The 16,312-nt window shown below is 63.2% G+C and carries 18 protein-coding genes and 1 tRNA gene; 4 read left to right on the top strand and 15 right to left on the bottom strand.

The genetic code is table 11. The features are described from left to right. Positions 1–34: 34 nt before the first annotated feature. Positions 35–343, bottom strand: coding sequence for a 30S ribosomal protein S10 (gene rpsJ / locus BM244_RS01035; protein ID WP_007406109.1), 309 nt, complete (start codon positions 341–343; stop codon positions 35–37). 298 nt (positions 344–641) lie between these two features. Here rpsJ and BM244_RS01030 point away from each other — a divergent pair, with 298 nt between their 5' ends. Next, complete coding sequence (locus BM244_RS01030) at positions 642–1,016, top strand: endonuclease domain-containing protein (RefSeq protein WP_093396862.1); 375 nt, start codon at positions 642–644, stop codon at positions 1,014–1,016. Positions 1,017–1,126: 110 nt separating this feature from the next. Here BM244_RS01030 and BM244_RS22530 read toward each other — a convergent pair whose 3' ends face one another. From BM244_RS22530 to BM244_RS01005, 6 genes are all read right to left on the bottom strand, one after another. Then, positions 1,127–1,567 (bottom strand): hypothetical protein, encoded by a 441-nt coding sequence (locus tag BM244_RS22530; RefSeq protein WP_139226840.1) that lies wholly within the window; start codon positions 1,565–1,567, stop codon positions 1,127–1,129. A 235-nt stretch (positions 1,568–1,802) separates the two neighbouring features. Beyond that, on the bottom strand, positions 1,803–2,996 hold the full coding sequence (gene tuf / locus BM244_RS01025; protein ID WP_093396860.1) for an elongation factor Tu: 1,194 nt from the start codon (positions 2,994–2,996) through the stop codon (positions 1,803–1,805). A 213-nt stretch (positions 2,997–3,209) separates the two neighbouring features. Beyond that, a complete protein-coding gene (gene fusA, locus BM244_RS01020; protein WP_093396859.1) occupies positions 3,210–5,306 on the bottom strand; it encodes an elongation factor G in 2,097 nt (698 codons plus the stop codon). A 147-nt stretch (positions 5,307–5,453) separates the two neighbouring features. Then, a complete protein-coding gene (gene rpsG, locus BM244_RS01015) occupies positions 5,454–5,924 on the bottom strand; it encodes a 30S ribosomal protein S7 (RefSeq protein WP_031393769.1) in 471 nt (156 codons plus the stop codon). Positions 5,925–5,977: 53 nt separating this feature from the next. After that, entirely contained in the window at positions 5,978–6,349 is a 372-nt protein-coding gene (rpsL, locus tag BM244_RS01010; RefSeq protein ID WP_010164594.1) for a 30S ribosomal protein S12, read from the bottom strand. A gap of 425 nt (positions 6,350–6,774) precedes the next feature. Next, on the bottom strand, positions 6,775–7,788 hold the full coding sequence (locus BM244_RS01005) for an alpha/beta fold hydrolase (protein WP_093396857.1): 1,014 nt from the start codon (positions 7,786–7,788) through the stop codon (positions 6,775–6,777). 168 nt (positions 7,789–7,956) lie between these two features. Between BM244_RS01005 and BM244_RS01000 the strand changes: the two genes are divergently transcribed. The 3 genes from BM244_RS01000 (at position 7,957) to nusG (ending at position 9,319) form a co-directional block, all read left to right on the top strand. Then, positions 7,957–8,033 (top strand) — tRNA-Trp (locus BM244_RS01000). 538 nt (positions 8,034–8,571) lie between these two features. Then, a complete protein-coding gene (gene secE / locus BM244_RS00995) occupies positions 8,572–8,769 on the top strand; it encodes a preprotein translocase subunit SecE (protein WP_056047594.1) in 198 nt (65 codons plus the stop codon). A 13-nt stretch (positions 8,770–8,782) separates the two neighbouring features. After that, on the top strand, positions 8,783–9,319 hold the full coding sequence (gene nusG, locus BM244_RS00990; protein WP_055872668.1) for a transcription termination/antitermination protein NusG: 537 nt from the start codon (positions 8,783–8,785) through the stop codon (positions 9,317–9,319). Positions 9,320–9,489: 170 nt separating this feature from the next. Here nusG and arsH read toward each other — a convergent pair whose 3' ends face one another. From arsH to BM244_RS00950, 8 genes are all read right to left on the bottom strand, one after another. Then, complete coding sequence (gene arsH, locus BM244_RS00985; RefSeq protein ID WP_093396856.1) at positions 9,490–10,242, bottom strand: arsenical resistance protein ArsH; 753 nt, start codon at positions 10,240–10,242, stop codon at positions 9,490–9,492. Continuing rightward, on the bottom strand, positions 10,242–11,525 hold the full coding sequence (locus tag BM244_RS00980; protein ID WP_093396854.1) for an arsenic transporter: 1,284 nt from the start codon (positions 11,523–11,525) through the stop codon (positions 10,242–10,244). The genes arsH and BM244_RS00980 overlap by 1 nt, the downstream gene beginning before the upstream one ends. Then, entirely contained in the window at positions 11,525–11,953 is a 429-nt protein-coding gene (gene arsC / locus BM244_RS00975; protein ID WP_093396853.1) for an arsenate reductase (glutaredoxin), read from the bottom strand. The genes BM244_RS00980 and arsC overlap by 1 nt, the downstream gene beginning before the upstream one ends. Positions 11,954–11,964: 11 nt before the next feature. Continuing rightward, on the bottom strand, positions 11,965–12,297 hold the full coding sequence (locus BM244_RS00970) for an ArsR/SmtB family transcription factor (RefSeq protein WP_093396851.1): 333 nt from the start codon (positions 12,295–12,297) through the stop codon (positions 11,965–11,967). A gap of 112 nt (positions 12,298–12,409) precedes the next feature. After that, on the bottom strand, positions 12,410–13,372 hold the full coding sequence (locus BM244_RS00965; protein ID WP_093396850.1) for a helix-turn-helix domain-containing protein: 963 nt from the start codon (positions 13,370–13,372) through the stop codon (positions 12,410–12,412). A gap of 213 nt (positions 13,373–13,585) precedes the next feature. Then, on the bottom strand, positions 13,586–14,179 hold the full coding sequence (locus BM244_RS00960; RefSeq protein WP_093398011.1) for a hypothetical protein: 594 nt from the start codon (positions 14,177–14,179) through the stop codon (positions 13,586–13,588). An 11-nt stretch (positions 14,180–14,190) separates the two neighbouring features. Next, positions 14,191–15,348 (bottom strand): M48 family metallopeptidase, encoded by a 1,158-nt coding sequence (locus BM244_RS00955; RefSeq protein ID WP_093396848.1) that lies wholly within the window; start codon positions 15,346–15,348, stop codon positions 14,191–14,193. Position 15,349: 1 nt separating this feature from the next. Then, positions 15,350–16,117: a hypothetical protein gene (locus tag BM244_RS00950; RefSeq protein WP_093396847.1), complete on the bottom strand. Its 768-nt coding sequence runs from the start codon at positions 16,115–16,117 to the stop codon at positions 15,350–15,352. Between the last annotated feature and the right edge of the window lie 195 nt (positions 16,118–16,312).

The raw sequence follows: 16,312 nt of genomic DNA, 5'->3' as shown, positions 1-16,312 counted from the left end.
GGACCGTTACCGGTCGACCGCGCCGCGCCAGCCCTTAGGCGAGCTTAATCTCGACGTCAACGCCAGCGGCGAGGTCCAGCTTCATCAGCGCATCGACCGTCTGCGGCGTCGGCTGGACGATATCCAGCATACGCTTGTACGTGCGCACCTCGAACTGCTCGCGCGACTTCTTGTCGATGTGCGGGCCGCGGTTCACGGTGAACTTTTCGATGCGCGTCGGAAGGGGAATCGGACCGCGGATGAGCGCGCCAGTGCGGCGTGCGGTGTCGGCGATGTCGCCAGTGGCCTGATCGAGCACACGGTGATCGAACGCCTTCAGACGAATGCGGATATTGCTGTCCATAGTCCCTACCGATGCGAAAGAGCGGGCCCGTTTCCGGGCTCTTGCTGGTTGATGTTTAAACCGAAGGCGGGCCATTACGGGAGAGTCGGTTGAAATGCAACCGGGGCGAGAGGGTTTTCGACGGGTTGCCGACGATCGAGGGAGCATCAGCGGAGGCTGCCTTATCCTCCCCCTCCGTCGCCTACGGCGCCACCTCCCCCTGGCGGGGGAGGATTGTGAAGGTCAGCATGCAGTCACAAACGATCCTCCCCCGCCAGGGGAGGTGGCACGCGGAGCGTGACGGAGGGGGAGGCAGGCGATGCGGCTCGAAGGATCCCTACAAGGTCGCGGCAACGCCAAGCGCCTGCGAAAACAGATGACCCCGCCCGAAATCGCCCCATGGCTGGCGCTACGACGCAGTGAGGAAGGCCTGCGCTTCCGAAAGCAACACGCAGCCGGCCCCTACGTCCTAGACTTCTACTTCGCCCCAGCCCGAATCCCGATCGAAGTAGACGGCGAAGCCCACAACCACGGCAACCGCCCCGAACGAGACGCAGCGCGAGACGCATGGCTAACAGCCCAAAACATCCAAGTCCTCCGCTACCCAACTCGCGAAATACTAGCCAACCGCGACGACGTCGTCCGCCAGATCACGTCCGCCGCACTCCAACGCCGAACCACCCTCGAGAGCTAATCGCCACCTCCCCCTAGCGGGGGAGGATGGAGAGGAAAGCCGACCTTCCGCTTTCGGGCGGTAGTCAGCCTAAATGACCGACCGGCCGAACAATATGGCGGGAGCTAAGGTTATTGAGGAAACCACGTATTAGGCTGATCCGTGAATCCGAAGTAACCGACACTCCATCCTCTTGGGGTTCGCAAAAGCTCAAATTCCCATCGAGTGACCATATCTCGATGCTGAACAAAGTAATATTCTCGCATCGCCATCGTACCAAGGGCGGCGGTCGATAACTTTTCATAGGACACCACAGGCCCATAAGCCTTGATCGCCGCGTCTATCTGTCCGACCATTTGCTCGCTCGTTCCAGGCCGCTGCGCCCAAAGCGGAGACGAAGACAGCAGCGTCATAACTGCCTCATTACCTTTACCGGCCTTGAGCGATGCGAGGAACGATTGGACTTGCTCATCCCCCTGCCTAGCTTCGTTCTGCGTGACGGGGCCCGCTGTTGCCCAAGAGGGGGTGGAAATTGCTAGAACGGCAAAGGCAATGCGAACTGTTGAGAGCATAAGTTCCTCCTGAAGCGTTCACCTTATGCGCTTAGTGCATGACGTCAATTCTGAGCGAAACGCGGCTTTCAGATAGCTCCCGTTGGAACGCGACTCTTGCACTTTAGGCGATAACGGACCGCGTCCATCTAGTTTGCCGCCACGCTTCTCGCGCCCCGTCTCCAAACACGAAAAAGCCCGGCCTCTCTCGCGAGAAACCGGGCTCTTTTCGATCACCTCCCGAAGGAGAAGATGCTTACTTATCGATCTGGCTGACGACGCCTGCACCGACGGTACGGCCGCCTTCGCGGATCGTGAAGCGCTGGCCCACGTCCATGGCGATCGGTGCGATCAGCTTGATGCCGAGCGACACGTTGTCGCCTGGCATGACCATCTCGGTGCCCTCAGGCAACTCGACGGTGCCGGTCACGTCCGTCGTACGGAAGTAGAACTGCGGGCGGTAGTTGGCGAAGAACGGCGTGTGACGGCCACCCTCTTCCTTCGACAGCACGTAGACTTCCGAGTTGAAGTCGGTGTGCGGCTTGATCGTGCCTGGCTTGCAGAGCACCTGGCCACGCTCGACTTCGTCGCGTGCAACGCCGCGGATCAGTGCGCCGACGTTATCGCCAGCCTGGCCCTGGTCGAGCAGCTTGCGGAACATCTCGACGCCCGTGACCGTGGTCTTGCGAACGGTCGGGTGAATGCCGACGATCTCGACTTCCTCGCCAACCTTGACGATGCCGGTCTCGACGCGACCGGTGACAACCGTGCCACGACCCGAGATCGAGAACACGTCCTCGATCGGCATCATGAACGGCTTGTCGAGCGGACGCTCTGGCTGCGGGATGTACTCGTCGACGGCAGCCATCAGCTTGAGGACGGCTTCCTTGCCGATCTCAGGCAGCTTGTCCTGGAGTGCAGCCGTAGCCGAACCCTGGATGACGGGGATGTCGTCGCCCGGGAAGTCGTACGAGCTGAGCAGCTCGCGGATTTCCATCTCGACCAGCTCGAGGATCTCGGCGTCGTCGACCAGATCGACCTTGTTCATGAACACGACCATTGCGGGCACGCCGACCTGGCGTGCGAGCAGGATGTGCTCACGGGTCTGTGGCATCGGGCCATCGGTCGCCGAAACGACGAGGATCGCGCCGTCCATCTGAGCTGCGCCGGTGATCATGTTCTTCACATAATCGGCGTGGCCCGGGCAATCGACGTGCGCGTAGTGACGTGCGGTCGTCTCGTACTCGACGTGTGCGGTCGAGATCGTGATGCCGCGCTCGCGCTCCTCGGGAGCCTTATCGATGTTGGCGAAGTCGACAGCGGTACCGCCGGTCGTCTCTGCCAGAACCTTCGTGATCGCAGCGGTGAGCGACGTCTTGCCATGATCGACGTGACCGATGGTGCCGATGTTGAGATGCGGCTTGTTCCGCTCAAATTTTGCCTTGGCCATTGTTTCCTACCTTCTGATTCGTATTCCGGTGCCACCCCGGGAACCGCGCGAAAGCGGCCCAATAGCGGCTGTTAAAGCGTTGCGCCAGCCCCTGCTTGGGGAGAGGCCGACGCGGACGTGAATTCCGCGTCGTCGGACTTCGGTCGCTGACCGAAGCCAGCCGGCCTTTCGACGTCTCGGAGCCAGGTTGCCCTGGCTCCGTGCGCCTCTGGCTTAGGCCAACTTCGCCTTCACCTCGTCCGCGACGTTCTGCGGCACTTCGTCATAGTGCGAGAACTGCATCGAGTAGTTCGCGCGACCCTGGGTGAACGAACGGAGTGAGTTCACGTAGCCGAACATGTTGGCCAGTGGCACCATCGCCTCGACCGTCTGCGCGTTACCGCGGCTGTCGGTGCCCTGGATCTGGCCACGACGGCTGTTCATGTCGCCGATGACGTCGCCCAGGTAATCCTCCGGGGTGACGACCTCGACCTTCATGACCGGCTCGAGCAGCGTGATGCCCGACTTCTGTGCGACTTCGCGCATTGCGCCACGTGCACAGATTTCGAACGCCAGTGCCGACGAGTCGACGTCGTGATACGCGCCGTCATATAGCACGATCTCGAAATCGATGATCGGGAAGCCGACCAGCGAACCCGAAGCAGCGGTTTCGCGGAAGCCCTTCTCGATCGCGGGCAGGTATTCCTTCGGAATGTTGCCGCCCTTGATCTCGTCCTTGAACGTGATGCCCGAACCGCGCTCGCCCGGCGTGACCTTGACCTTCACGCGACCGAACTGGCCGGTACCACCCGACTGCTTCTTGTGCGTGTAGTCGACGTCGACCGGCTTCTTCAGATACTCGCGGTATGCGACCTGAGGAGCACCGACGTTCGCCTCGACCTTGAACTCACGCTTCATGCGATCGACCAGGATCTCGAGATGGAGCTCGCCCATGCCCTTGATGATGGTCTGGCCCGACTCGGGGTCCGACGACACGCGGAACGAAGGATCCTCACGTGCGAGACGATTGAGCGCGACGCCCATCTTCTCCTGGTCGGCCTTGGTCTTCGGCTCCACCGACAGCTCGATCACGGGCTCGGGGAATTCCATCCGCTCGAGAATGATCGGTGCGTTCATCGCGCAGAGCGTGTCACCGGTCGTGGTATCCTTGAGACCCGCGAGAGCGACGATGTCGCCAGCGAAAGCCTCCTGGATGTCCTCACGGCTGTTCGCATGCATAAGCAGCATGCGGCCGACCTTTTCCTTCTTGTCCTTGACCGAGTTGGTGACCTGCGATGCAGTCTCCAGCTTGCCCGAGTAGATACGGGCGAAGGTCAGCGTACCGACGAACGGATCGTTCATGATCTTGAACGCCAGCGCCGAGAACGGAACGTCGTCCGACGAAGGACGCTCGTCCGGCGTCACGCCGTCGAGCTTCAGACCCTGGATCGCGGGAACGTCGAGCGGCGAAGGCAGATAGTCGACCACGGCGTCGAGCAACGGCTGAACGCCCTTGTTCTTGAACGCCGAACCGCAAACCACCGGCACGAACGCCATGCTCAGCGTACCCTTGCGGATCAGCGCCTTGAGGTCGGCGACGCTCGGCTCGTTACCTTCGAGATATGCCTCCATGAGGGCATCGTCCTGCTCGACGGCCATCTCGATCAGCTCGCTGCGATACTTCGCGGCCTTCTCGACCAGATCCGCGGGGATCTCGGCATATTCGAACTTCGCGCCAAGGCTCTCTTCGAGCCAGATGATCGCGCGGTTCTCGACGAGATCGACGAGGCCCTTGAAGCCGCCTTCCATGCCGATCGGGAGATACAGCACGGCCGGACGCGCGCCGAGACGCTCGATGATCGAGTTCACGCAGAAGTAGAAATCGGCGCCGGTGCGGTCGAGCTTGTTGATGAAGCACATGCGCGGCACGCCGTACTTGTCGGCCTGACGCCACACGGTCTCGGACTGCGGCTCGACGCCGGCAACGCCGTCGAAGCAGGCGACCGCGCCATCGAGCACGCGGAGCGAACGCTCGACTTCGATCGTGAAGTCGACGTGGCCGGGCGTATCGATGATGTTGATAAGGTGCTCTTCGCCCTTACCCTCTTCGGCGCGCCACTTGCAGGTGGTCGCAGCCGACGTGATCGTGATCCCGCGCTCCTGCTCCTGCTCCATCCAATCCATCGTCGCGGTGCCTTCGTGCACTTCGCCGATCTTGTAGGACTTGCCGGTGTAATAGAGGATGCGCTCGGTCGTCGTCGTCTTACCGGCGTCGATGTGCGCCATGATGCCGATGTTGCGGTAACGGTCGAGCGGATGGCTGCGGGCCATGATCGTGCTTCCTTAAGGATATGGGGAGCCGAACGTGCCGGCTCCCCAATATATAGGTGTTTGCGTGACAGGCGAAAGACCGCCCGTCACACGGATAGCAATGCTAGGCTTCAAAGCCCGCTGTTACCAGCGGCAGGAAGCCCGCTGTCACCAGCGGTAGTGCGAGAATGCACGGTTGGCTTCCGCCATCCGGTGCGTATCTTCACGCTTCTTGACCGCGTTGCCACGGTTGTTGGCGGCATCCATCAGCTCACCCGACAGCCGTGCGGCCATCGTGTTCTCGCTGCGCGAACGCGCCGCACCGATCAGCCAGCGAATCGCCAGCGCCTGTGCACGCTCGGGACGAACCTCGACCGGCACCTGGTACGTTGCACCACCAACGCGGCGCGAACGGACTTCGATGCCCGGCTTCACGTTGTTCAGCGCATCGTGGAAAACGCCGATCGGATCGCGCTTTGCGCGGCTCTCGACGGTTTCGAATGCACCGTACACGATCAGCTCTGCGACGGACTTCTTGCCGTCCAGCATGACGCTGTTCATGAACTTCGACAGAACCTCATCCCCGAACTTGGGATCAGGCAGGATGACCCGCTTTTCGGGACGACGACGACGTGCCATTTTGTATTCCTTCTAAACTTCAGCCTTGATGATCGCAAATATGAGCGATCGGCTTACTTCGGACGCTTGGCGCCGTACTTGGAACGCGACTGACGCCGGTCCTTCACACCCTGTGTATCGAGCACGCCGCGCAAGACGTGATAGCGAACACCGGGAAGATCGCGGACACGACCACCACGGATCAGGACAACCGAATGCTCCTGAAGATTGTGGCCCTCGCCCGGGATGTAGCTGATGACTTCGCGCTGGTTGGTCAGGCGAACCTTGGCCACCTTGCGCAGAGCCGAGTTCGGCTTCTTCGGGGTCGTCGTGTAGACGCGCGTGCAAACGCCACGCTTCTGCGGATTTGCTTCCATCGCAGGGACCTTCGACTTGGCCTTCTGCGGATCGCGGCCCTTGCGGACCAGCTGGTTGATCGTCGGCATTGAAGCCTTCACCTTTCAAGTGGTTACTTTGCTGGAGCCATGAGGCGCCTGAGAATACAAAAAGGACCATAGGAACGCGGGAACGCCCCTCAGGTCCTGGAATGCATCCAGCAATGTTCAAGCATGCCCGGCGGGAAACATTCCCGAAGAACAGGCCGCGCCTATAGGTCAGGACGGGGGTAAGGTCAACGGGGGCGGAATCGGTTTGGGTGCGGGTAGGTTATTGGTTTTGCGGGGGTGGATGCACGCGTGACCAACCATCGCCCATCGCCGGGGACCACCCGTCAATCCTCCCCCGCCAGGGGGAGGTGGCACCGCAGGTGTCGGAGGGGGAGGAACACGCAACGACCGTTGCCCTTACCTCCCCCTCCGTCTGGCAAGCGCCAGCCACCTCCCCCTGGCGGGGGAGGATCGCCCGGCACGCTTTACCGCAACCGCGTACCGAGCACCGCAAGCAACGTCTTCTCGAATCGCGCAGGGTCCTCGACCTGCGGCGAGTGACCCAGGCCTTCCAGCATCACCAGATTCGCATTCGGCATCTGTTTCACTGCCCGCGGCGCGACCATCGGCACCGGCTCGAGGAACTTGCGCAGGTTCGCCGGCGCCTGCGCGCGGCCGAACGCGGTCTTGTCCAGCGCCCCGATTATCAAGGTGGTCGGAGGCCTGATCCGGTACAGCTCATGCGCGACTGGTTGCGTTTTGATCATTTCACTCGTTTTGGCCTGCGCGAGCGCCACGGTGTCACGCCCTGTCCCCTGATACATGCCCGCCTGCATCCAGACCCAGCGATCATAGGACGGCTTCCACACGCCGTGGTAATAGTTCTCGAGCTGATACGCCTTGATCGACGCGTAGCTGGTCTTCTTCTCGCTCGCCCAGAGCGTGTCGACGTCGGTATAGGGCACGCCCTCCTCGCCGCGATCCTTGAGACCTAGCGGATTGACGAGCACCAGCTTCTCGACCGACGCCGGAAAGAGGATGGCGTACCGCATCGCGAGCATGCCGCCCATCGAGTGCCCGACGATCGTCGCCCGCGTGATGCCGCGCGATTCGAGCAGCCGCTTGGTGAACGTCGCCAGCATCTCGAAACTATACTGCGCCGCACGGGGCTTGGACGATTTGCAGAAGCCGATCTGGTCGGGGACGATCACGCGGTAACCGACCTCGCTCAGCGCCCGCGCGGTGCTGCCCCAAGTCGCGCCGCAGAAGTTCTTGCCGTGGAGCAGGACGACCGTGCGGCCATTGGGCCGCTGCGGCGCGATATCCATGAACGCCATTTGCGCAGGACTACCGACGATATCGACTTCCATCGTCTGGACCGGCCACGGGTAGGTGAAGCGTTCGAGCTGCGGCCCGAGGTCCGGCACCTGGGGAACCGGTCCCGCCCCCATGAGCAGCGCCGCGACCGGGAGCGCCAGCATCATCAATCCCGCCTTCATACGATTACGCTTTCCTACATCCAACGAGACGGCGTAAGGTTAACGGGCAAACCATGCACCGTGCAACGCATCATCCTTACGATGACGGTTGCGCGGATGCTCGCGAGACGAATTGCACGCGAGACGCTTGCCCTTCCCGAAAACGCTGGGTAAGGGGCGCGTCCGTGTAGGAGTGTAGCTCAGTTGGTTAGAGCGTCGGTCTCCAAAACCGAAGGCCCTCGGTTCGAATCCGAGCACTCCTGCCACCCCCATTAAATTCTCAGAAAAATCGTGGCGATCGCACTCGCCGCTTTCGTGCGCCCATCCCGATTGCAGAAATTGCATTCCTTGATGCATATTGCGCACTTGAGAAATCATCTGCTGCGATGCACAACACTCAGGCCTTTCAGGCATCCTCTCCTAAAAACTTTTACGGCCGGTCTTGTACCGGCCTTTTTTTTCGCCTGCGTTCGGCGTACACCCCGGCTGCCGTCGTCAAGCCGAACGATAAATAGAAACCGTGGGAGCGGAGCCGCCGGTCAAACCGGCACCGGCAAGACGATCGTGCGGGGGATCGAGTGACCCAAGCGCTCTCCCCCGCCACTTCTCCCGGCCGCTGCCGTGTCGCTTTCGATACGACGCCCGCCCCTCTCCTGCCGCGCACTTGCTTTCACGACGGGTGGAAGCTATCTGCCGCGCTTCCGACAGCGAGGACGGACCTGCCGCCGCTGCCCTTCACAGGGTGCGGCCAGTGGGTCTATGCCTCGCATCTCAGTTTCTCAATCAGCGGGTTCGAAGAACATCGTGGCGAAGACGTCCCCCCTCGAATTCATCCAGCAGGTCCGCAACGAGACCGCGAAGGTCACGTGGCCGACGCGTCGCGAGACGGTCATGACCGGCGTGATGGTGGTGATCATGACGACGATCCTCGCGCTGTTCTTCCTGGGCGTCGACTCGATCCTGCAAGCGATCGTCTCCGCCCTCCTCAAACTCGCTCAGTAAGCAAGGTTCCGTCATGGCGCGCTGGTACATCATTCACGCCTATTCGGGCTTCGAGGGCAAGGTCCGCGACTCGATCATGGCCGAGGCGACCCGGATGGGTCTCGAGCAGCTCGTCGAGCAGATCGAAGTCCCGACCGAAACCACCACCGAGGCCCGTCGCGGCAAGAAGATCGCGGTCGAGCGCAAGTTCATGCCGGGCTACGTGCTCGCCAAGCTGAACATGAACGACGATGTGTATCACCTGGTGAAGAACACGCCGAAGGTCACCGGCTTCCTCGGCAGCATGGGCAAGCCGCAGGCGATCAGCGAGGCGGAAGCCACGCGGATGCTGAACAGCAAGGAAGAAGCCGCCGCTGCGCCCAAGCAGAAGGTCAAGGTCGACTACGAGATCGGCGATCAGGTCAAGGTCCTCGACGGCCCGTTCGCGACCTTCAACGGGCTGGTGGAAGAACTCGACTTCGACCGCAGCCGCGTCAAGGTTTCGGTGTCGATCTTCGGGCGTGCCACGCCTGTGGAGCTCGAGTTCGAGCAGGTCGAAAGAAGCAAGTAAGGCGCGGAACGGCGCGCTTGTGGCCAAACGCGATTAGCCGCCAGCTAATCGTGAGACGGTCTTGACCGGCCGGCCGGCCAAAGGCCCGACCGACGACGTGGGATTCACTGTCACGTGGCGCCTTGGCGAAAGCCGGGCTCTACTCATACCTCGCCCGCGTATCGTCCTGATTAGAACGAACGCTGCGGCGTTGCCGCAATACTGGATAGGTCGGTCGTTGTGTCCAGCGGCACGCCCGCGTCTTTTCGTTCCGAATACCGGTCGACCAGCTGAACGGTGTGAGGCCGTAGCAGTACAGTAAAGCGCACCAGCTCTTCCATAACGTCGACGATCCGGTCGTAGTAGCTGGACGGCTTCATTCGGCCGGCGTCGTTGAACTCGTTGAACGCCTTGGCGACCGACGACTGGTTGGGGATCGTCACCATCCGCATCCAGCGGCCAAGGATGCGCAGAGTATTGACGCTGTTGAACGACTGCGATCCGGCCGACACTTGCATGACTGCAAGGGTTCGTCCCTGGGTCGGGCGCATCCCGCCCATCGACAGCGGCAGATGATCGACCTGCAGCTTCATGATGCCGGTGATCTGGCCGTGTCGCTCGGGGCTGCACCACACATGCCCCTCCGACCACATCGACAGTTCGCGCAGCTCGTGGACGGCGGGATGATCGTCCCCTGTGACCTGGTCGGGTAGCGGCAGCGTCGAGGGGTCAAAGATGCGTGTCTCGCAGCCGAAAAATTGCAGCAGGCGGGCGGCTTCTTCGACACACAGGCGAGAATAGGACCGTTCCCGCAGCGAGCCGTAGAGCAGCAGGATACGCGGGGAGGGATCACCGGCCCCAAGCCTGAGGGCGGGGCGATCACGCGCATAGTGGCGATCGAGCGCGGGCAGATGGTCAGGATCGGAGAGCGTGCGAAGCGGCATTACAGACTGAGCCTTATGGCGAGCGCGGTGAGTGTCACCAACAGCACGGGAATCGTCAGCGTCGCGCCGACCTTGAAGTAATAGCCCCAGCCGATCCGGATACCCTTTTGCCCGAGGACGTGAAGCCACAGTAGCGTTGCGAGCGAGCCGATCGGCGTGATCTTCGGGCCGAGGTCGCAACCGATCGCATTGGCGTAGATCATCGCGTCCTTGATCGCGCCCGTGGCGTGCGTCGCGTCGATCGACAGCGCGCCCACCAGGACGGTTGGCATGTTGTTCATCACCGACGACAGCAGCGCGGCGATGATCCCGGTGCCGAACGCCGCACCCCAAACGCCGCCTTGCGCGGTGCGATCGAGCAGGCCGGCAAGGTGGTCGGTGAGACCGGCGTTTCGCAAGCCGTAGACGACCAGGTACATGCCGAGCGAGAAGATCACGACCTGCCACGGAGCACCGGCCAGCACCTTGCGGGTCTGGATGACATGGCCGCGCGCGGCGATGATGAGCAGGAGGACCGCGCCGGTAGCGGCCACGGCGCTGACCGGCACGCCGATCGGTTCGAGCAGGAAGAAGCCGGCGAGCAGCAGGGCGAGGACGACCCAGCCCGCCTTGAACGTGGCAGGATCGCGGATCGCGTCAGCGGGCGTGCGAAGCTGTGTCACCTCATAGCGGGCGGGTATGTCGCGTCGGAAGAACAGCAGCAGCGTGACCAAAGTCGCGGCTATCGACGCCAGATCGACCGGCACCATCACCGAAGCATAATCGGCAAACCCGATCCGGAAGAAGTCGGCCGACACGATGTTGACGAGGTTGGAGACGATTAGTGGCAGACTGGCGGTATCGGCGATGAACCCTGCTGCCATGACGAACGCCAGTGTCGCCTTGTCCTTGTATCCCAGCGCCCGCAGCATCGCGATGACGATCGGCGTCAGGATCAGTGCCGCGCCGTCATTGGCGAACAATGCTGACACTGCCGCGCCGAGCAGGACGATCAGCACGAACAAACGGCGACCATGCCCCCCGCCCCAGCGTGCGACATGGAGCGCCGCCCATTCGAACAAGCCGGCTTCATCGAGCAACAGGCTGACGATGATGATTGCGACGAACGTCGCGGTCGCGTTCCAGACGATGCCCCACACCATTGGCACGTCTGAGAGAGAGACCACCCCGACGAGCAGCGCGACCGCGGCGCCGCCCAGCGCGCTCCACCCGATACCGAGACCCTTGGGCTGCCAGATGACGAGCGTGATCGTGGCGACGAAGATAGCGAGCGCGAGCAGCATCAGGCGATGCGCTGATCCGAGGTGTCCACGACCTGTTCGCCGTCTTCCTTAACAAACGCACCCTGTTGCGGCTCAAGCAGCAGATCAAGAACCGTTTCGGACGGCCGGCACAGCTTCACGCCGAGCGGCGAAACGACCAGCGGCCGGTTGATGAGGACGGGATGTGCCATCATCGCGTCGACCAGCGCATCATCGGACAGCGACGTATCGCCCAAGCCCAGCTCCTCATAGGGCGTGCCCTTCTCGCGCAGTAGATCGCGGGGCGCGATCTTGGCGCGGTCGATCAACTCGACCAGCAGCGCGCGCGAGGGCGGCGTTTTGAGATATTCGACGACATGCGGCTCAATGCCGGCATTGCGGATCATCGCCAGCGTGTTGCGCGACGTGCCGCACTCGGGGTTGTGATAGATCACGATATCGACGGCCACGGGGCGCCCTTTCAGCAGCAGGGAGTAAGTTCGGCCAGGAGCGGCGCGCACAGATCAGGCGAGCCGGCGCAGCAGTCCTTGACGAGGAACAGCGTCAGCGCGCGCAGCCCGTCCAGATCGGCCCGGTAGATGATCGACCGGCTATGCCGTTCCGAGCGCACGATGCCAGCGCGCGAGAGAATGCCGAGGTGAGACGACATAGTATTCTGCGGCACTTCGAGCTGACGAGAGATTTCACCCGCCGCCATCCCGTCCGGCTCGTGGCGGACCAGAAGACGAAACACGTCTAGCCGGGTAGCTTGCGCCAGCGCGCTAAGGGCTGTGATAGCTGCGTATTTATCCATATATCCAGTATAGACGATATCTGATGGCGAAGCTAGTCGCTGCTTTCGGAGCGGCGATCAGGCGTTGCTCGTCCTGGGCAGCGGGAAGCCCCATCAGGACAAACCGGCACCGCTATGCTCCCTTCCAATCCTTCAACCGCCACCCGCCGAACAGCGCGACATCCGGATCGTGCGCCACCTTCGTGGGATCGGCCTTGCTCCAGCCGGTGACCTGATCGAGCGCCGGTAGGTGTACTGGCCTCGCCGCCGGATACGGGTTGGTCAGCGTCGGTTCGCCGCGTTCGTTGCGAGCGGCTTCGGCGAGGTCGAAGGCTTCGCGTTCCAGGGCCTGGCGGGCTTCGTACATGGCCGTCAGGCGGTAGCTGTGGGCTTCGCTCGATTCACCGCGGCGGCGCCTGATGTGGGGCGGCTCCTCCTGGAGGTGGACCGTGCGGTTGTGCAGGTGGAGGAGTTGCAGCGCCTGGTTCGCGGTCATCGGCGGGATCGGCGGGGGATCGTTGTGGCGCCACGCGTCATGATCGTGCGCGCCGGGCAGGAATCCGGCGATCAGCGCGGACTCTACCTGTTCGTACCCGGCCGCCAGCGCGAGGCGCATCTCGCGGGCGAAGGCGGGGCTGGCCTTGCGCCGGGCGTAGAAGGCGGAGTGGCTGAAGCCGGCGGCCGCGGCCGAGAGACGGACGTTGGCGGTGGCGGAGAGCGCTGTGAGGAAGGCTTGCTCGGCGGCGTGGTCGAGGCGGTTGGCGGTGGGGCGGCGGAGCTGGAGGCGACCGTTGGCGGTTCTTGTCGTGGTGGGGGGTTCGGACGAGATGGCGGCGTTCTTGGCACTCCCCTCCCCCGACCCCTCCCGCAGGCGGGAGGGGAGTTTCAGGGCGGCGTTGGCCATGACCAGCGCGGCGTTCCACCTGGCGGCGAAGGCAGGGTGGGCGGCGCGGCGCTTGGTGAAAGTGGAGCGGTTATAGCCTAGCGTGCTGGCGGCCTCGCGGACGTTGCCGGTGCGGCGGAGGGCGGCGAGGAACACGGCGTTCTGGGCGGCCTGGCGTCGGGTGAACTTGTCGGGGGTGAACGGGCGCGGCATCGCTATCGGGTCTGCCTCGAAATCCTACATTGCAAGGGGCCTGTGCTGCATGCGGGGAGGCCGAGACCGTTCCTCCCGCGAAGGCAGGGATCCAGACCGGGCTCCCGTCTTCGCGGGAGACCCCAGCAGCCTCGATAATCGCCGCGACCGCCCGTCTGTCCGGCCGGGCCGGGACGAGACGGCGGCCGATGGATGCGACGTGGCCTGGCGAGCTTAAAACCGCACGCTGTCCGCCACCACCCTGGCTGCCGCCGCGCTGCGATCGTAGTAATACAAGCTCGGCGCTTCGTACGTCACCAGATACAGCTTGCCGCCGATCACCGCACCGCGGGCTTCGCCACGACGTTGCAGCGTCTCGTTCTGCTTCGCGAAGGTGTAGGTGAAGCGCACGCCCTTGTTGCCGGCGAACTGGATCGGCGCGATCGTGTCGATCGCCATCGACGACGCGTCGCGCGCGATACGGTAGCTGTTCTCGAGCAGCACCGGGATATCGGTGATCAGCATCGTCGCCGAGACCTTCGGCAGCGGTCTGTTCTTCTTGTCGACTTCGCGGAACAGCGGCCTGCCGGACTCGATGCCGCCATAGAAGCTGAGGTCGTTCAGTTCGTCGCCGTCCTGCGTCCAGGTTTCGGCATTGCGACCGGGGCGCTCGGACAGCTTGTTCCACTCCGCGCCAGGCTGCACGGTCAGCGCCGACTTGGCGACCGCGATGCGCTGGCCCGCTGGGATGAGCTTGTTGCCGGCCGCGACGGGGACGGCGAGCGAGAGCGTTGCGATCGCGGCAAGCAGGGCGAGAGTCCTGGACATGGTCATCCTCCTTACGAGATCAGCGTGGCGATGAGCGCTGCGTCGGTCGCGGCCGGCTTGAGGCGGAGATACGTCGCGAGCGCGGCCTGGCCTTCGGCAACCTGCTGGCTGCGGAGCAAAGCGAGGCCGAGGCCACGATACGCCTCGGGCAGTGCGTCGCCCTTGCCGATCGCCTCCTGGTAGAATTGCGCGGCACTGACGAGATCGCGGGGATTGCCGCGCTCTCGGTACAGGTCCCCGCGGGCGCACAGTAGCGGAGTCGTCCAGCCAGTGCCTTCCGCCAGATTGGCGAGCAGATACTCACTGCCGCCGAAGTCGTTGAGCTTGATCTGGTCGTTGAGTAAGATCGGCAGCCATTTCGCCATCGCCGCCTGGTGCGTATCGACGACCGCGGGCTTGACGTCATGCGCCTCGATCGACGCGGCGCGGAGATAGGTCGCACGCGCGAGATCGGTCGGGTGCGTGGCGAAAACGCCGGCGACGTATTTTTGCTTCGGCTTGCGCTTCCGACCGATCGCGGTGGCGTCCGCCTCGCCCATGACGTGCTCCCAGACGTCGGCGGCGGCCGACGATGGATATTGCGAGCGTGCGAGATACTGGAAGCCGGTCATGTCGGCCTCGCGCTCCTGGTCCCGGCTGAAGGCATACATCTGGCCGACCACGGCATATTGAAAGTTTGCGCTGTTGCGGACGAGGATCGATGCCCACGCCATCAGGTCGGTGCCGGTGCGGTGGCTCTTGAAGTCCTTGAGCGTATGCCGGAGTTCGAAATGGCCGAACTCGTGCCCGAGGATCGCACCGAGCTCCGCCTCGCTGCGGACACGGAGCAGCAGTCCGGTCCACACCACCATCGCGCCATTGGGCGTCATGTACGCGTTGAACGCCGGGACCTCGTCGATATACAGGCGTACCGACCGGCAACGGTCCTCGCCGACGGTCCGGCAAAGCACGCCGCGGACATAGGCGTTGAGCGCGGGATCCTTGACCAGCGACCGGGAGTCGCGCTGCACCCGCTCTCGCTCGTCCGCCTCCATCCATATCCCGCGCTCGTCGACCGTCGTCGCGGTATAGGCCTGCGTGTAGGTCGGTAGCGGCGGCCGCTTGTCGGTCGCAAATGCGGTGGTGGATAGTGTTGCGCCGAGCAGCACTATACCGGTCAGGGTTCGCATCTCAGTCGGCCGATGCAACGACGGGAGCGCCCGCCAGCATCGGACCCTCGACCGGTTTCCCCGGGAAGCCCTCCAGCAACTGCCGCACGCGCTTGTCCGCGCCGTCTGCGTCGCGCACGTCGCCGCCCATCTGCATGTCGGCGTTGAGCCAGACCAGCTCCCCCGTACGCAGGTCGACCAGCCCGGCGAATCCCTTGTGGACGCCCGCGGTGACGCCGACGCGCGCCATCGCCGCAAAGACCTGCAGCACCTTCCGCCCGGTCGAACCGAAATGATCCTCCGTCGTGATGAACAGCGCGTAGTCCGCGGTCTCCAGACCGGGGAGCGTTCGAACATCGGGACCGAGCCCCCATTCGAACTGGTCCTTGCGCTTCTTGGTGGGCAGCCGGTTGCCCTTGAAGAACTGGTATTCGATCACCGACGCGGCGACCGCACCGAACAACTCCTGATATTCGGCAGCCCTGGCCGACCTGCTGCCGATCGGCTCGACATAACCGACGACGCTGTTTCCCAAGCCGGTCTGGACCTTGGCGAGCGCGGTGCCGATGTTCTCCTTTGCCTGATCGGTCCAGTCGGCGTTCGGCTCGTACATCCCACCGGTCGACTGTGCGCCGACGCGGATGGACGGGCGCATCAGGACGATCCGGGCGGTGCCAGGCTTCAGGACGAAGCCGGGTTTCAGGCCGGTCTTCTCCTGAGAATAGGCCGCCGTAGCCACGGTAAGCGACACAAACAGCGCGGCGAGCGCCACGCGACATGACTTGACCATGATACCCCCGATATGTCGGATGCCCCCATCCCGACACACACATGGTAGTTGAAAGCCGAACGAAGAAAACAGCCTGATACGTCGGAAATGAACGCTATCTCGGCGTGCCGGCCATCGCCCGAACGCTCTCCTTCGTCGCGCTCCATCGCCCGCGAAGCTGATGGAACGACTGCCGGGCGGATCGAAAGCCCGTTA

The sequence above is a fragment of the Sphingomonas sp. OK281 genome (genome assembly GCF_900115295.1).
Lineage (GTDB): Bacteria > Pseudomonadota > Alphaproteobacteria > Sphingomonadales > Sphingomonadaceae > Sphingomonas.
This window is presented reverse-complemented; position numbering and strand designations above follow the sequence as displayed.